The sequence below is a fragment of the Paenibacillus sp. UNC496MF genome (assembly GCF_900113915.1).
Lineage (GTDB): Bacteria > Bacillota > Bacilli > Paenibacillales > Paenibacillaceae > Paenibacillus_Z > Paenibacillus_Z artemisiicola.
In genome coordinates, this window is sequence record NZ_FORE01000005.1 from 519,649 (window position 1) to 535,654 (window position 16,006).

The 16,006-nt window shown below is 60.6% G+C and carries 17 protein-coding genes; 5 read left to right on the top strand and 12 right to left on the bottom strand.

Annotated elements, in window-relative coordinates:
- Positions 1–62: 62 nt before the first annotated feature.
- From BMZ79_RS07370 to BMZ79_RS07390, 5 genes are all read right to left on the bottom strand, one after another.
- Positions 63–1,316, bottom strand: a complete 1,254-nt coding sequence (locus tag BMZ79_RS07370; protein ID WP_090638120.1) for an aspartate kinase — start codon at positions 1,314–1,316, stop codon at positions 63–65.
- A gap of 155 nt (positions 1,317–1,471) precedes the next feature.
- On the bottom strand, positions 1,472–2,029 hold the full coding sequence (efp, locus tag BMZ79_RS07375) for an elongation factor P (RefSeq protein WP_090638122.1): 558 nt from the start codon (positions 2,027–2,029) through the stop codon (positions 1,472–1,474).
- 68 nt (positions 2,030–2,097) lie between these two features.
- Entirely contained in the window at positions 2,098–3,174 is a 1,077-nt protein-coding gene (locus BMZ79_RS07380) for a M24 family metallopeptidase (protein WP_090638124.1), read from the bottom strand.
- Between the two features lie 45 nt (positions 3,175–3,219).
- Positions 3,220–3,672 (bottom strand): type II 3-dehydroquinate dehydratase, encoded by a 453-nt coding sequence (aroQ, locus tag BMZ79_RS07385; protein ID WP_090638127.1) that lies wholly within the window; start codon positions 3,670–3,672, stop codon positions 3,220–3,222.
- A gap of 83 nt (positions 3,673–3,755) precedes the next feature.
- Positions 3,756–4,280, bottom strand: a complete 525-nt coding sequence (locus BMZ79_RS07390; RefSeq protein WP_090638130.1) for a YqhR family membrane protein — start codon at positions 4,278–4,280, stop codon at positions 3,756–3,758.
- A gap of 197 nt (positions 4,281–4,477) precedes the next feature.
- Here BMZ79_RS07390 and BMZ79_RS07395 point away from each other — a divergent pair, with 197 nt between their 5' ends.
- Positions 4,478–5,422 (top strand): DUF1385 domain-containing protein, encoded by a 945-nt coding sequence (locus tag BMZ79_RS07395; RefSeq protein ID WP_090638132.1) that lies wholly within the window; start codon positions 4,478–4,480, stop codon positions 5,420–5,422.
- Positions 5,423–5,472: 50 nt separating this feature from the next.
- Positions 5,473–5,772, top strand: coding sequence for a hypothetical protein (locus BMZ79_RS07400; RefSeq protein WP_090638135.1), 300 nt, complete (start codon positions 5,473–5,475; stop codon positions 5,770–5,772).
- 112 nt (positions 5,773–5,884) lie between these two features.
- On the opposite strand, the gene mntR is transcribed toward BMZ79_RS07400, so the two are convergent.
- Positions 5,885–6,313, bottom strand: a complete 429-nt coding sequence (mntR, locus tag BMZ79_RS07405) for a transcriptional regulator MntR (protein ID WP_090638137.1) — start codon at positions 6,311–6,313, stop codon at positions 5,885–5,887.
- 200 nt (positions 6,314–6,513) lie between these two features.
- On the opposite strand from mntR, the gene splB reads away from it, so the two are divergent.
- Complete coding sequence (gene splB, locus BMZ79_RS07410; RefSeq protein ID WP_090638140.1) at positions 6,514–7,587, top strand: spore photoproduct lyase; 1,074 nt, start codon at positions 6,514–6,516, stop codon at positions 7,585–7,587.
- Here the strand turns inward: splB and BMZ79_RS07415 are convergent.
- From BMZ79_RS07415 to yidD, 6 genes are all read right to left on the bottom strand, one after another.
- The gene (locus BMZ79_RS07415; RefSeq protein ID WP_090638142.1) at positions 7,584–8,297 is read right to left on the bottom strand and encodes a cytochrome c biogenesis CcdA family protein; all 714 of its coding nucleotides are present in this window, start codon (positions 8,295–8,297) and stop codon (positions 7,584–7,586) included. The two genes, splB and BMZ79_RS07415, sit on opposite strands and share 4 nt — an antisense overlap.
- A gap of 16 nt (positions 8,298–8,313) precedes the next feature.
- On the bottom strand, positions 8,314–9,120 hold the full coding sequence (locus tag BMZ79_RS07420) for a metal ABC transporter permease (protein WP_090638145.1): 807 nt from the start codon (positions 9,118–9,120) through the stop codon (positions 8,314–8,316).
- Between the two features lie 3 nt (positions 9,121–9,123).
- A complete protein-coding gene (locus BMZ79_RS07425; protein WP_090638147.1) occupies positions 9,124–9,924 on the bottom strand; it encodes a metal ABC transporter ATP-binding protein in 801 nt (266 codons plus the stop codon).
- A 33-nt stretch (positions 9,925–9,957) separates the two neighbouring features.
- Positions 9,958–10,899 (bottom strand): metal ABC transporter substrate-binding protein, encoded by a 942-nt coding sequence (locus BMZ79_RS07430; RefSeq protein ID WP_090638150.1) that lies wholly within the window; start codon positions 10,897–10,899, stop codon positions 9,958–9,960.
- A gap of 120 nt (positions 10,900–11,019) precedes the next feature.
- Positions 11,020–13,047, bottom strand: a complete 2,028-nt coding sequence (metG, locus tag BMZ79_RS07435; RefSeq protein ID WP_090638154.1) for a methionine--tRNA ligase — start codon at positions 13,045–13,047, stop codon at positions 11,020–11,022.
- A 390-nt stretch (positions 13,048–13,437) separates the two neighbouring features.
- On the bottom strand, positions 13,438–13,710 hold the full coding sequence (gene yidD, locus BMZ79_RS07440) for a membrane protein insertion efficiency factor YidD (protein ID WP_090638156.1): 273 nt from the start codon (positions 13,708–13,710) through the stop codon (positions 13,438–13,440).
- 289 nt (positions 13,711–13,999) lie between these two features.
- Between yidD and BMZ79_RS07445 the strand changes: the two genes are divergently transcribed.
- Positions 14,000–14,992 (top strand): Gfo/Idh/MocA family protein, encoded by a 993-nt coding sequence (locus tag BMZ79_RS07445; protein WP_090638159.1) that lies wholly within the window; start codon positions 14,000–14,002, stop codon positions 14,990–14,992.
- A 36-nt stretch (positions 14,993–15,028) separates the two neighbouring features.
- Entirely contained in the window at positions 15,029–16,003 is a 975-nt protein-coding gene (locus tag BMZ79_RS07450; RefSeq protein ID WP_371263650.1) for a helix-turn-helix transcriptional regulator, read from the top strand.
- Positions 16,004–16,006 lie beyond the last annotated feature (3 nt).

Genomic DNA, 16,006 nt, shown 5'->3' on the forward strand with positions numbered 1-16,006 from the left:
CGGAGGCTTCTTGTTATTGCTTTCAATGGTTTAGGAGCGGCCGTTAGCCTTGGGAGCGGCGCTTACCGGCGATCCTGCGGTCCGCCGACGAAGGCTTGCTCCGCCGTGTCGAGGCCGTACGCCGTATGAAGCGCGCGGACGACGTCCTGCGCGGGCTCCGCCGCGATGATGACGGACAGGCGGATTTCGGAAGTCGTGACCATCTTGATGCTGATGCCGAGGTCGTAAATCGCCTTGAACATTTTCGCCGCCACGCCGGGATTGCTGACCATGCCCGCGCCGACGATGGACACTTTGACCAGGTTCTCTTCCGACGCGACTTCGCGGTAAGGCACTTCGCCGCGAATGCGCTCGACGACCGCGATGGCTTCGTCTTTATCGTTCAGCGAGACGGTGAAAGCGAAGTCGGCTTTGCCGTCCTGCGTGCCGGATTGCACGATGATGTCGACGTCGATGCCGTTCGAAGCCAGCGCGCCGAATACTTTCGCCAAGACGCCCGGAATGTCTTCGACCCCCAGAATGCTGATACGTGCTACGTTTTTATCATAAGCAATGCCGCGAACGACCATCCCTTGTTCCATGACCGCATCCTCCTTCACACTCGTGCCTTCGTTTTGCGTAAAGCTGGAACGCACGACGAGCTTCACGTTATAGTTTTTTGCGTATTCGACGGCGCGCGGATGCAGCACGGCCGCGCCCAGGTTCGCCAGCTCCAGCATTTCGTCGTACGAAATCTCGTCGAGCTTGCGCGCGCACTTCACGACGCGCGGGTCGGTCGAATAAATCCCGTCGACGTCGGTGTAGATCTCGCAGACGTCCGCATTGATCGCGGCCGCCAGCGCCACGGCCGTCGTATCGGAGCCGCCGCGGCCGAGCGTCGTGATCTCGCCGGACGCCGTCGCCCCTTGGAAGCCGGCGACGATGACCGCGTGCCCCGTCGCGAGGGCGTCGAAGATCCGCTGCGGCCGAATGTCGGTGATGCGGGCTTTGCCGTGTACGTCTTCCGTCTCGATGCCCGCCTGCCAGCCGGTCAAGGACATCGCTTTATAGCCGATCGCGTCGATGGTCATCGCCAGCAGCGAGACCGATATTTGTTCGCCGACCGTCAGCAGCATATCCATTTCGCGTGCCGGCGGGTTGGCGTTCAGAAGCTTCGATTGGTCGATCAGATCGTCCGTCGTATCTCCCATGGCCGACACGACGACGACAACGTCGTGGTCGGCTTCCTTATAATCGGCAATTCGCCGCGCAACCCGCTGCATCCGCTCAGTCGAGCCAACGGAGCTGCCGCCGAATTTCATTACTATCAACGACACCGCTCATCCACTCCCAACGAAAGTTCTAGTGTAAAAGTCTCAGGTTGTGATGTTTCTCAAAGTAAGATTATAGCATACCCGCCTTGGTTTGAACACGACAAAAACCGCCAGGCGCGCGGGCCGGGCGGTCTTCTGCTTGCGTAATGAATGGACGACTAAGCGCGGGAAATGTACTTGCCGTCGCGCGTGTCGATCAGGAGCACGTCGCCTTCGTTGATGAAGAGCGGCACCTGCACGTTCAGGCCGGTTTCGACCGTCGCGTTCTTCGTCGCGCCTTGGGCGGTGTTGCCTTTGACGCCCGGTTCCGTTTCCGTCACCTTCAGGTCGACGCTGTTCGGCAGCTGGATGCCGATGATTTCGCCGTTGTAGCTGGAGATGTTCACGTTCATGTTTTCTTTCAGGAAGTTGATCTCCCACTCGAGCTGGTCGCGGTCGAGCGTGAATTGGTCGAACGATTCGTTATCCATGAAGGAATATTCCGAGCCGGAATTGTACAGGTATTGAACGGCGCGGTTCTCGATCGTCGCCCGGCCGATGTTTTCGCCCGCGCGGAACGTTCTTTCGACCGTGTTGCCGTTTCTGAGGTTCTTCAGCTTGGAACGGACGAACGCCGCGCCTTTGCCCGGTTTAACGTGCTGGAAGTCCAGAACGGTGAAGATATCGCCGTCTACCTCGACGGTCAGGCCTGTTTTAAAATCATTGACTGAAATCACTGCGTATTCCTCCTAATGTTTTTTGCCCGTGCGCGAGGCCGGAGCAGGTCATGCCATAAAGTTAAAACTCATTCCAAAATGAACATGGTTTTCGGAGATGAGGTCAACAACGAATTGCCGTCCGCCGTAATGATGATGTCGTCCTCGATGCGGACGCCGCCGAAGCCCGGGAGGTAAATGCCCGGTTCGACCGTGACGGTCATGCCCGGCTCCAGCACGGCCGCGCCCGCGACCGAGAGGCGCGGCGCCTCGTGAATTTCCATCCCGAGGCCGTGGCCCGTGCCATGGCCGAACTTGTCGCCGTAGCCGTAGCGCGCGATGATTCCGCGCGCGATCGCGTCGGCTTCCTTGCCCGTCATGCCCGGCTTGATGCCGGCCAGCGTCGCGAGCTGGGCTTCCAGGACGATGTCGTAAATTTCGCGATGGCGGTCGGTCGGCTTGCCGACGACGACCGTCCGCGTCAGATCGGAGCAGTAACCGTTATAGTATGCGCCGAAATCGAGCTTGACGAATTCGTTCGTGCCGATGACGCGGTCGCTGGCGACGCCGTGCGGCAGCGCGGACCGTTCGCCGGACGCGACGATCGTGTCGAAGGACGAGGACGTCGCCCCCCTGCTCCGCATGAACATCTCCATCTCGAGCGCGACGTCGCGTTCGCGAAGTCCCGGCTTGATGAAGGCGAGCATGTGCTGGAACGTGTCGTCGGCCAACTGGCAGGCCTCGCGCATGATCGCGAGTTCCGACTCGTCCTTGTACAGCCGCAGCGACTCGATGACGCCGGATACCGGCACGAGCTCGATGCCGTCGCCGAGCGCGGCCTTCCAGGCGGTATATTCGCTGAAGACGACCGTGTCCTGTTCGAACGCCAGCTTCTTCAGCCCCGCGGAACCGGCGAGTTCCTTCGCGGTTTCGATCCATTTCTGGCCGTGCTCCACGACCGTAAACCCGGCCGCCTGCTGCGGCGCCTGCGTCATGTAGCGAAAATCGGTGAGCAGCCAGCTGTCCGCCGCCGAAACGAGCAGATAGCCGGATGAACCGGTAAAGCCGCTTATGTATCTGCGGTTCACGGCATTCGTGACGAGAATCGCGTCCGCGCCGAGCTCCGGCAGCTTGGCTCTCAGCCCCGCGATGCGTGCGGTCGTCATACAATCACCCTTTTTCTGAATTAAATAGGCCCGGCTCCAGTCCGCTTAGCCGTTCGCCTTGCCATCGGCGAGATGCTGCGCGAGCGCGGTCAGTCCAAGCACATAGCTCTGCGCGCCGAAGCCCGCGATTTGGCCGAGCGCCGCCGGCGCGATCACCGACACGTGGCGGAACGCTTCCCGCTTGTGAATGTTCGAGATGTGAACCTCGACGACAGGCAGACCCGCGCTGCCGAACGCGTCGCGAAGCGCGTAGCTGTAATGCGTGAACGCGCCAGGATTGATCAAGATGCCGTCTTCCCGTCCGTAGGCTTCGTGGATGCGGTCGATCAACGCGCCCTCGTGGTTGGACTGAAAAAACGAAACGCGGACGCCCAATTCGTCCGCTCTTTGCCGAAGCAGCCCCTCGATATCCGCCAGCGTCAACGACCCGTAGATGCCGGGCTCGCGGATGCCGAGCATGTTGAGATTCGGCCCGTTTAATACAAGAATCGAAGTCATGAAGAGCCCCTCCCGGCGCATAGATCATTAGCCATTCTACCATAAATGCCTATGCTTTGAGAAGTGCCGCGGGACGCGCCGCCCTAGTGCGCCGTAATCGGCTCGCGGGACGCTTCGTCGGTATATTCGAAGGCGATCGTAAAGCCGATGAAGATTCCCCAGACGAGGTAAAGCGCTAATTCCGAGAAGATCGTGTCATACCCGATCTTGTTGAAGAACGGAAACAATCCGAGTGCCGGTCCGGCGCCTACGAAGAGGGCGAGCCACCAAAACAGGCCGTAAAACAATCCCGGCCAGGGACCGGCGATGCGGCCGAGCACCGCCTTGTAGATCAGGGCGGCGATGATCGAAAACACGATGAAGCATCCGAGCCCGATCAGATGCCCCCATACCGTCTTCAGGAACGATTGGCGGAAAAACGGGTCGGCCAGAAAGCCGGGCAGCACCTTCGTGAAATGAATCAAATACAGGAGCCAGCGCGCCGCGCCCCAGATCAGGCCCGCGTAAAAGCCCGTTCGCAGGCAAAACGCGAACGGGTTCGTGTTGGTCGTGCCGTTATATTCGGTGCGGCCCGGCTTGCGCCGCCGTCCTTTGGCGTTGGTCGGCATAGTCGATCGATTCCTCCGTTGCGATGGATTGTAAATAGGCATGCAGCGATTAGTATGCGCAGCCCGCGGGCATCCAAATCGCCGCGGCACGCCCGGCAAAGGATCCCGCTCGCAAAGTCGCGCGGAATCAAGTACAATAAGAGAGAAATCGTTTCCGATTGAGAACCCACGTCAAACCAAAGGATGGTGATTCGCCCTTGTCGCAAAGCACGCAAAACATCTATGGCGGACAAGCCGTCATCGAGGGCGTCATGTTCGCGGGCAAAACCGCGAACGTAACCGCGGTACGCCGCAAAAATAACGAAATCAAATTTTTCGAGGTGCCTCGCAAGACCACGCCTTGGATCCAGAAGCTTAAGAAGATTCCGCTCGTGCGCGGCGTCGTGGCGATTCTGGAATCGAGCGCCAAAGGCTCGCAGCATTTGAACTTCTCGATGGAATCGTACGCCGAGGACGAACTCGAGGACGACAAGGACGGAGCCGCCGCGGTCAAGGAGGAGAAAAAAGGCTGGAGCCTCAGCATGATCGTCGGCGTCGCGGTGGCCGGCATCCTGTCGTTCGTGGCCGGCAAGCTGGTGTTCACCGTCGTCCCCGCCATGATCGAACAGCTGATCTTTGGACATGCGTTCAAGAATATAATAGTACACAACCTCATCGAAGGGGTTATCAAGATTTTGTTCCTGCTCTCCTATCTCTACATTATTTCCTTGACGCCGCTGATCAAGCGTCTCTTCCAATATCACGGCGCCGAACATAAAGTGATCAGCGCTTACGAAGCGGGCGCGGAGCTGACCGTCTCCAACGTGCAGCGCTTTACGCGGCTTCACTACCGCTGCGGCAGCAGCTTCATCGTCTTCTCCGTGCTCGTCGGCATCGTCGTCTACTCCTTCTTCCACTGGGATTCCCTGTGGGAACGGGTCTACCTTCGGGTCCTCCTGCTTCCGGTCGTGCTCGGCGCCTCGTACGAAGCGCTCCGCTTCACGAACGCGCTCCGCGACTTGCCGGTGCTTCGCTTCCTCGGCTATCCGGGACTGTGGCTGCAGAAGCTGACGACCAAGGAACCGACGGACGAACAGGTCGCGGTGTCCATCGCGTCGTTCAACCGCATGCTGGAGATCGACCGCCAAGGCGTCAAGGCTTGATCCTGGAGTTGGACTGAAATCAAGATTCGGGAAGGAAGGGTGAGCGCGTCATGCCTCGAAAAATGAGTCTGCCAACCATCATCATCCTCGTGCTCGTCGTCGTTGGCCTTGTTTCGCAAACGATCAGCAATCCCTATCAGCTTCTGATTCCTGTCTTTGTGTTCGGCGCGATCTACCTGCTTTACAAATTCCCGCCGGGCGCGAAGGCGAAATCGCCGAAGCCGCCGCAGCGGTACAAAACCGGCGCCCGCCGGGACCAGCAGGCGAGCCGGACGAAGACGCGCAAAAACATGCCGTTCCGCGTCATCGAGGGCGGCAAGGACGACGACGATCTGCCCAAGTACCATTAGGGCGGCGTTGTCCCGTATAAGGCACAAAAGAGGCTTTCCAACGCGCATGCCCCGCATGCGTCGTCGGAAAGCCTCTTTTTAGCTAGGTTCGCGGTTCATGAACGGTTATTAATTACGATTCTTCGTTGTTCAGCTCGGCGTGAACCGATTTAAACGCTTCCAACCGCTCGGGCTCCCGCCGGAAAAACTCGACCAGCGTCTCGATGCACGTAATGGAATCCCAGCTCAAGTGATGCTCGATGCCTTCGACGTCCTTATAAATGTTCTCTTCTTGGACGCCGATCACCGCCAGAAACGATTCCAGCAGATGGTGCCGTTCCATCAGCCGTTTCCCCATTTTTTTTCCTTTGTTCGTCAGGACGAGCCCCCGGTATTTCTCGTAAATCAAATATTGGTCCTTGTCCAGCTTCTGGATCATCTTCGTGACGGAGGACGGATGCACTTCCAGCCCTTCCGCGATGTCGGAGACCCGGGCGTAGCCCTTCTCGTCGATTAATTTATAAATGCGTTCCAAATAATCCTCCATACTTGGAGTCGGCATCGTACAACCTCCATTTCACCTGCATCCCGTACGAACGGATCTTTGCGCCGCGCGGTCCGTGACAACCGGGCGGCCGCGCCACTCTTAGTATCATACACTGCCGGCCCCTGTGCCGCAACCTGCGGTCCCGTCTTAACTTTCCATGTTTGCTCCCCCTCGCCGCGTCCCACACTAACGAAAAACCAAGGAGGACGGCAGCCATGGACAACACTCCGACGCTCGAACGGCCGGCGCCGGCCAGGCGCGTGCACGAATCGTTCATTCCCGAGCTGGTCTACTTCGAACCGGCTTCGCTCGACTATCCGAAGGGCAGGCAAATCATGGATTGGGTCAAGTCCCTCAACATACCGTACCAGATGACGACTTCCCATAACCGGATCACGAATTTGCCGGGCGACACCGAGCTCGAACAATACAAGATCGCCAAGCGAACCCTCGTCGTCGGCATCCGCAAAACGCTGAAATTCGATACCTCGAAGCCATCGGCGGAATACGCCATCCCCATCGCGACCGGCTGCATGGGCCATTGCCACTACTGCTACCTGCAGACCACGCTGGGCGCGAAGCCGTACATCCGCGTCTATGTCAACATGGACGATATCTTGGAAGCGGCCAAGGGTTATATCGACGAACGAAAGCCCGAGATCACCCGCTTCGAAGCGGCCTGTACGTCCGATCCCGTCGGGCTGGAGCCGATTACCGGCAGCCTGAAGGAGCTCATCGCGTTCATGGCGGAGCAGGAATACGGCCGGCTGCGCTTCGTGACCAAGTTTCACTACGTCGATTCGCTGCTCGACATCAAGCACAACGGCCATACCCGAATTCGCTTCAGCGTCAACGCGAAATACGTCATCAAGCATTTCGAGCCGTCCACTTCGCCGTTCGAGAAGCGCATCGAAGCCGCGGCCAAAATCGCGGGCGCCGGCTATCCGCTCGGCTTCATCATCGCGCCGATCATCTGGCACGAGGGATGGCAGGACGGCTATGCCGAGCTGCTCGCCGAGCTCGCGCGGGCGCTGCCGAAGGAGGCGTCGTCCAACCTGACCTTCGAGCTGATTCAGCACCGGTTCACGAAGACCGCTAAAAACGTGATCGAAAAGCGCTACCCGCGCACGAAGCTCGAGATGGACATCGAGAAGCGCAAGTACAAGTGGGGCCGCTGGGGCCAGGGCAAGTACGTCTACCCCGACGAACAAGCAGATGCGCTCCGGATGTTCATCTCGGAGCGCATCTTTGACCATTTCGCGGACGCGAAGATCGAATATTTTACTTAGAACTTCATGAATTCCGGCGTGATGGAATTGAGCCAAATCGTGATCTTCGTCATCTGGTCCGTGAAGAGCAGGAAGCCCATCAGCAGCATGACCGCGCCGCCGATTTTCATCATGACGGCGGAGTAGCGGACGATCCAGCGCGTGGACCCGATGAAGAACGCCAGCACGAAGAACGGAATGGCGAAGCCGAGCGCGTACGCGGTCGTCAGCTCGAACCACGTTCCCGGCTGGGAAGCCGCCAGCAGCAGGATGCTGGCGAGTATCGGCCCCGTGCAGGGCGACCAGCCGGCGGAGAAGCCGACGCCGAAGATCAGCGAGGCCAGGTAGCCGGACTTCTTCATGCGGATCGGCATTTTCATTTCCCGCAGCAGCACCTTCGGCTGGATCAGCCCCATGAGAATGAAGCCCATCAAGATAATGAGCACGGCCGACAGCTGGCGGATGAGGTCCTGGTATTTCGAGAACTGCTCCGCGAAGGCGTTGGTGCCGTAACCGAGCGTATAGTAGACGATCGAAAACCCGAGAATGAAAAACAACGTGTGGCTCATCGTGCGGACGCGAACCTCCCTGCCGGGACGTTCGCTCTTCAAATCCGTGACGGATACGCCGGTTATGTACGATAGATAGGATGGGTAGAGCGGCAGGCAGCAGGGCGAGATGAAGGATGCGATCCCTGCCCCGAACGCCGCCCAAACCGTAACGTCGGCCATATGATTCCCTCCGCTTCTAGCCTGTGCTGAACTTTCTTCGGAACGTGAGCAGCAGCAGCAATACGACGATAAGCAGCATGACGATCGTGCCCCCGGGGGCGAGGTTCCAGACGCCCGCGACGAGAAGGCCGGCCACGACCGCGAGCTCCGCGACGACGACGACCGTCACGACGGATTGCCTGAAGCTGCGCGCCACGGCGAGGCTGCACGCCGCCGGAATCGTGAGCAGCGCGGATACGAGCAGCGCCCCGACGATCTTGATCGAGACGCTGATGACGAGCGCCGTCAAGATGCTGATCAAGAAGTTGAAATACCGCGTCGGCAGCCCGCTGACCGCGGCGGCGTCTTCGTCGAAGGCGAGCAGGAAGAGCTCCTTCGCGTGCAGGCTCACCGCCAGCAGCACCACGACCGTAACGATGCCGATAAGCACGAGGTCGACGGTGTCGAGCGTGTAGATGCTGCCGAACAGGTAGCCCGTTACGCTGACGTTGAAGCCCTTGCCCATCGAAAACAGCAACGATGCCAACGCGACGCCCCCGGACATGATGATGGCGATCGACAGCTCCGCGTACGTCCGGTACGCTTTACGCAGTTTCTCGATCGCGAACGTCGCCGCGATCGCGAACACGAGCCCGACGGCGACGGGATAAATGCCGGTCAGGAAGCCCAGCGCCACGCCGGCGATCGAGACGTGGGACAGCGTGTCGCCGATCATCGACAGCCGCCGCAGGACGAGGAACAGCCCCAGGAGCGGCGCCGTAATCCCGATCAGCGCGCCCCCGATCAGCGCCCTTTGAAAAAATTCAAGCGTTAAAATTTCCAACCGCTATACGCCTACTTTCCCTCTCTCCATGGACTGGCGCAGGCCGCGCAGGCTGTGCGACAGGTTCGTTTCCGCACAATCTTCGAGATCGTGGGAATGTTTTACGTAAAATTTGATCTTGCCGCTCTCGTGCTTCGGCTCGCTGCCGAGGTACGAGCGGATCATCTCCATGTCATGCGACACCATCAGGAACGTGATGTTATGATGCTGATGCATGTGCTTGACGAGATGGAAGAATCCTTCCTGCGTCTCCGCGTCGATGCCGACCGTCGGCTCGTCGAGGATGAGCAGCGCGGGATTGTTGATGAGCGCGCGCGCCAGGAACGCGCGCTGCTGCTGGCCGCCGGACAGCTGGCCGATGCGCTTCCCCGCCAAGTCCTCGATGTTCATGGCGTGCAGCGCCTCTTCGCATTTGGCCGCGTCCGCTTTCGTGACGCGCTTGAACAGTTTGCCGCGATTGTACAGGCCGGACAGCACGACCTCGCGCACCGTCGCCGGGAACAGCGGATTGAACGAATTTTTTTGCGGCACGTAGCCGATCCGGTCCCAATCGCGGAACTCGCCGATCGGCTTGCCGAACAGCCGAATGGCCCCTTCCGTCGGCTTCAGCAGCCCGACGATCATGCGCATCAGCGTCGTTTTCCCCGCGCCGTTCGAGCCGATCACGCCGACGAAGTCTCGCTCCTGCACCGTCAAGCGGACGTCGTCCAGGACGCGCTTCTGTTCATAGGCGAAGGAGACGCCGTCGAGCTCGATAACCGGATCATGGCAGTCCAGGCGCGATGGCCGTTTTTGAATTAACATGCGTATCACTCCCGCCCTCGTAAAACCCTACGTCTATTGTAAAGCCTGCACTAGATTTTGCAAATTCGCCCGCATGAGCGAGAAATAATCCTCGCCCTTCGACGCCTGCTTCGGCGTCAGCCCTTCCAGCGGGTTCAGCACCGTCGTGCTTACCTTCGCTTCGCGGGCGAGCGTCTTGGCGATTTCGTCGGACACCAGTTCCTCGAAGAAAATCGTTTTGATGCCGTTCGCCTTCACGAATTTCGAGATGCGCAGCAAATCCCGCGCTTTCGGCTCCGCGTCGGGCGATAACCCCATTATCGCCACTTGGCGCAGCCCGTAGTCCCGCGCCAAATACCCGAACGCCTGATGCGACGTGACGATATCCTTATTCTTCACGGCCGCCAGCCGCGCCCTGTATTCCCGGTCCAGCGCTTCCAGCTTCTCCTTGAGCGCGCCGTAATTCGCCTCGTAGGCCGCTTGGTGCGCCGGGTCCGCCTGCGCGAACCGGTCCGCCACCGTCTTCGCCATGATCAGCATCGACTTCGGGCTGACCCACGTATGCGGATCGACGTGGCTACTATCCGTCTCGCCATCCTCCGGATTGCCCGGCAGCAGCGTTATGCCTTCGCTCGCTTCCACCGTCACGAGCTTCGAATCGCCCGGCAGCCCCTGCAGGAAGTCGTCGACCCAGCCTTCCAGGCCCGCGCCGTTGTAGAGGAACAGCTGCGCCTTCGACGCCGTGTCCAGGTCCCGGCTCTTCGGCGTCCAGTCATGCGGCTCCACGCCCGCCGGAATCATATTGATGACGTTGGCGTCCGCGCCGCCGATCGACTGGGCGAGAAAATAGAGCGGATAAAAGCTCGTGACCACGTTCAGCTTGCCTGCTACCAGCTTGCCTTGTCCGGCCGAGCCGCAGCCGGCGGCGAAGAACGCCAGCAGGAACAAAGAAACGGCCGCAGCGGCCGTAGATAACCATCTCTTGCGTATGAACATCGCTGCACCCCGGTCTATCTACCATAATCGTAAACATTACTATGAAGATTATATAGAGCCGCGAATGTCCTGTCAACAAACAACCGCCGGGGCGAATCGCCCCGGCGGCCGAAGTCCGTCTTATTTCACGATCGCGCCGTTCGGCATGCCGTCCGGCACGGTGGCGAGCGTCAGCTGGTCGCCGTGGGAGGCGGCCAGGATCATGCCCTGGGACAGTTCGCCGCGCAGCTTCACCGGCTTCAGGTTCACGACGCAGATGACCTTGCGTCCGACCATCTCCTCCGGCTTGTAGAACTTCGCGATGCCGGAGACGACCTGGCGCCGTTCATGCCCGAGATCCAGCTGCAGCTTCAGCAGCTTGTCGGCTTTCGGCACCGGCTCGCACGCCACCACCTCGGCCACGCGCAGCTCGACCTTGGCGAACTCGTCGATGCCGATCTCGTCCTTGCCTTCCGGCGCGGCGGCTTCGGCGGAAACCGCGGGCGCATCCGCGGTCCCGGACGCCGGCGCCGTCCCGGCTTCCGGCTCGGCCGTCGTCGGCCCCGCTTCCGCCGGCGCCGCGCCGCCGTTCATGGAAACGGCGATGAACGCCGTCTCTTCCGCGACGTCGAGCCGCGGGAAGATCGGGTCGCCTTTCGCGACGCGCGTGCCGCCCGGCAGGACGCCGAACGTCTTCGTGCTGTCCCACGCCGTCAGCCCGCCTTCGGCGATGCCCAGCTGCGCGCGGATTTTCAGCGGCGCGTTCGTCAGGAACGGCTGCAGCAGGATCGAGATGATCCGCAGCGACTCGGCCAGGTGGTGCATGACGGAAGCCAGCTCGCCGCGCTTCTCCTCGCTCTTCGCGAGCGTCCACGGCTGCGTCTCGTCGATGTACTTGTTCGTGCGGCTGACGAGCTGCCAGATCGCCGTGAGCGCAACGGAGAACTCCATCCGCTCCATCGCCGCTTCCACCTGCTCCGCCGTGCTTTGGGCGAGCGCCGACAGCTTCTCGTCGAACGCGGTCGCCGGGCCCGCATAGGCCGGCACTTCGCCGTCGAAGTACTTGCCGACCATCGCGACCGTCCGGTTCAGCAGGTTGCCGAGGTCGTTCGCCAGATCGAAGTTGATCCGTTCCACGAAGTTCTCCGGCGTGAACGTGCCGTCCGCGCCGAACGGCACTTCGCGCAGCAGGTAGTACCGGAGCGCGTCGAGGCCGTAGCGGTCGATCAGCGTCACGGGATCGACGACGTTGCCCTTCGACTTGGACATTTTGCCGTCCTTCATTAATAACCAGCCGTGCGCGAACACTTTTTTCGGCAGCGGCAGGTCGAGCGCCATCAGCATGATCGGCCAGTAGATCGTATGGAACCGGACGATCTCCTTGCCCACGAGATGCACGTCCGCCGGCCAGAACTTGTCGAAGCGGGCGCTGTCCCCGGAATCGTAGCCGAGCGCCGTGATGTAATTGGAGAGCGCGTCGATCCAGACATAGACGACGTGCTTCGGATCGCCTTTTACTTTGACGCCCCAGTCGAACGTCGTCCTGGATACCGCGAGGTCCTCGAGACCCGGCTTGATGAAGTTGTTGATCATTTCGTTCTTGCGCGATTCCGGCTGGATGAATTCCGGATTTTCTTCATAATACCGCAGCAGCCGGTCGGCGTACTTGCTCATCCGGAAGAAGTAGCTCTCTTCCTTCACGAGCTCCACGGGACGCCCGCAGTCCGGACAGTTGCCGTCGACGAGCTGGCGCTCGAGGAAGAACGATTCGCACGGCGTGCAGTACCAGCCCTCGTAGTGGCCCTTGTAGATGTCGCCCTGCTGCAGCAGCCGGTCGAAGATGCGTTCGACGACGGCTTTATGGCGCTCCTGCGTCGTGCGGATGAAGTCGTCGTTCGAAATGTCGAGCTTCTTCCACAGGTCCTTGATGAGCACGACGATGTCGTCGACGAACTGCTGCGGCGTCTGGCCCTTCTCGGCCGCCTTCCGCTCGATCTTCTGGCCGTGCTCGTCCGTGCCCGTCAAGTACCAGACGTCGTAGCCGCGAAGCCGCTTGTAGCGCGCCATCGCGTCGCCGGCCACGGTCGTGTACGCATGTCCGATGTGCAGCTTGTCGCTCGGATAATAAATCGGGGTCGTAATGTAAAACGTCGGTTTGGTCTCGCTCATCGCCAACACTCCTCCGGCCTGCCTCGGCAGGCGTAATCGATGCTTTGAACATCAAAAAAAGCCTTCGTCCGCCATGGGACGAAAGCTTGCGCTCACGTGGTACCACCCAAATTCCTCGCCCCCGCTTCGGCCCGACCCGGTCCCGCGCGAAGGAAAGCTTCGTTAGGCTCATCCGCGTGCGGACGAGCGGTCGACCGGTAACGGGGTCAAGCGCCGCAGCCTTGCGCCGGCCGCTCTGGCGGCCGCCGTTCGAAAGCGGTTCTCCCGGACCATGTTCCCCAAGCCGTTCCTTGCCGGTTTCCAGCTGCCCCGGCTCTCTGGTAAGGTCGTCGCTTCGGTACTTATCCGTTCATCGAAGAGGGATATGGCTAACGCATGCTCTTGCTGAAACTATACCGAATCCCGCGCGGCGCTGTCAAGCGGGGCGCTCTGCCGGGCAAGCTCCTCCCGCGTCGGCGGCACGTAGTCGATGCCTCCCGGATGGAACGGGTGGCAGCGGCAGATCCGCCGGACCGCCAGCCAGCCGCCGCGCAGCGGCCCGTGCTTGTCGATCGCCTCGAGCGCGTAGGCGGAGCAGGTGGGATAAAACCGGCAGGTCGGCGGCTTGAGCGGCGATATGAACCGGCGGTAAGCGTGAATCGGCGCTTTCATGATGGTCCGCATGGCGGTCGTCCCCTTTCCGCCCGCGCGTCGCGCGCGAGGCTTGGCTGCATGATTTGCTTCATTCTATCATGCCGCAATTCGGCGTCCGCGTCAATTTCGAAGCGGATTCCGAAATGGCGCCATGCAATTTGTCGCGATTTTGTAGTTTTATTGGCACGGATACGTATTATAGCCCAATTTTATTTGTGTTACCGTATACATGTGTCGCATAATTAGAGCATGAAAAACTGTAATTGCGCGACAAATCCGAGTCGATCCGACTTCACCCACTATTAGGAGGAATCACGCCATGATTCGCATCGCTATGCTCAGCTACTGGCATGTTCACGCTTGGGACTACACGAGAGACGTGCAAAAGAACCCGAACACCGAAGTCGTCGCCGTATGGGACGAAATTCCGGCCCGCGGCCAAGAAGCCGCCGATAAGCTCGGCGTGCCTTTCTTCGCCGACCTGGACGAGCTGCTCGCCCGAGGCGACATCGACGCGGTCGTCGTCGACACGCCGACGAACATCCACCGCGACGTGATGGTCAAAGCCGCGCGCGCCGGAAAGCATATTTTCACGGAGAAAGTCATCGCCCCTACGCTGCGCGAAGTGAACGAAATCATCGCCGCCGTGAACGAAGCCGGCGTGAAGCTGACGGTCTCCCTCCCCCGCCTGAACGACCGGTACACGCTGGCCGCGCAAGAAGTGCTCAGCCAAGGCCTGCTCGGCCAGCTGACGCAAGCGCGCGTGCGCCTGTCCCACAACGGCGCGACGGCGAACTGGCTGCCTGAGCACTTCTTCAACCTCGAGCAATGCGGCGGCGGCGCGCTGATCGACCTCGGCTGCCACCCGATGTACCTGACCCGCCTCTTCCTCGGCCTGCCGGAGAGCGTGAGCGCGTCGTTCGGCTACGTCACGGGCAAGGAAGTCGAAGACAACGCGGTAGCGACGCTCCGCTACGGGAACGGCGCGATCGGCATCGTCGAAGCGGGCTTCGTGAACGCGCACTCCCCGTTCAGCGTCGAGATCCACGGCACGGAAGGCACGCTGCTGTACGGCTCGCCGGACGAAGCCGTCCGCGTCCGCAGCAACAAGCTCGAGTCGAAGGAATGGGTGACGATCGAGCTGCCGGAACAGCGGATTTCCGCGTTCGACCAATTCGCCGGCCACGTGCAGAACGGCACGGAAGCGACGGAGAACGTCGGCCTGGCCGTCGACCTGACGAAGCTGATGGAAGCCGCCACGATCTCGAACGCGGAGAAGCGCGTCGTGACCCTGGCCGAGCTGAACAACTAAACCGCGCCGTCCGGCAGGGAGAAAGGGGGATAAGGTTTGGCAAAACCGTTTGCCTATTCGCTCATGGCCGAGCGTAACGATGCGATCGACCGGCTCGATATACAGTTCCGCTGGGGAGGATACGGGTTTCGCGTGCTGCGCTGCCACTTGACCTCCTTCGCTCCCGGCAAGATCGTCCGCTTCCACAAGCATTCGGAATACGAGTTCCATTTCATTCCGCGCGGCAAGGGCACGGTCGTCCTGGAAGACAACGTCTACCCGCTGCACGAAGGGCTCTTCTACCTGACCGGACCGAACGTCATCCACCAGCAGGAAGCCGATGCCCGCGAAGCGATGGACGAGCTGTGCCTGCATATCGACATCGTGCCGATCAGGGAATCGGAGCAGGAAGCGAGCTGGGGCGATCCGTGGGAACGCCACGAGGCGGAAGCGTGCATCCGGGCGCTCGACAACTTGCCGATGCGTCCGCACGTCGATCAGTACAACGCGATGGCGTGGTTCCTGACGGCGTACCGCGCGTGGAACGAAGGCCAGCCCGGCGCGTTCTCCACGATCAAACAGGCGATCATCCAGATCCTGCTCCGCTCCGCGCGGATGTCCGCCATACCGAACGTGACGTTCGAACCGCCGTCGCGCAGCATCAACGAGCACCGCTTCCGGATCGCGACGCAGTTCATTCACGACAACTACGCGCAGCCGTTGACGCTGCAGGAGGTCGCCGAACGGATACCGATCAGCGCCCGGCAGCTGCAGCGGGTGTTCCGGGAACAGGGCGAGGAATCGTTCACGGCCTACCTGGAAAACTACCGGCTCTCCCAGATCTGCTCCGCCATCGTCGAGGGCAGCCGCCCGATCGAGCAGATCGCGCTGGAGCACGGGTTCGCGAGCAGCAACTACTTGTACTACGTCTTCAAGAAGCGCTTCAACATGACGCCGAAGCAGTTCCGCAAGCAGCACGGAACCGCCGGCGAGACGAAGCTGTTCGCCGCCCCGCGGCCGACGGCTCCGTAAAGC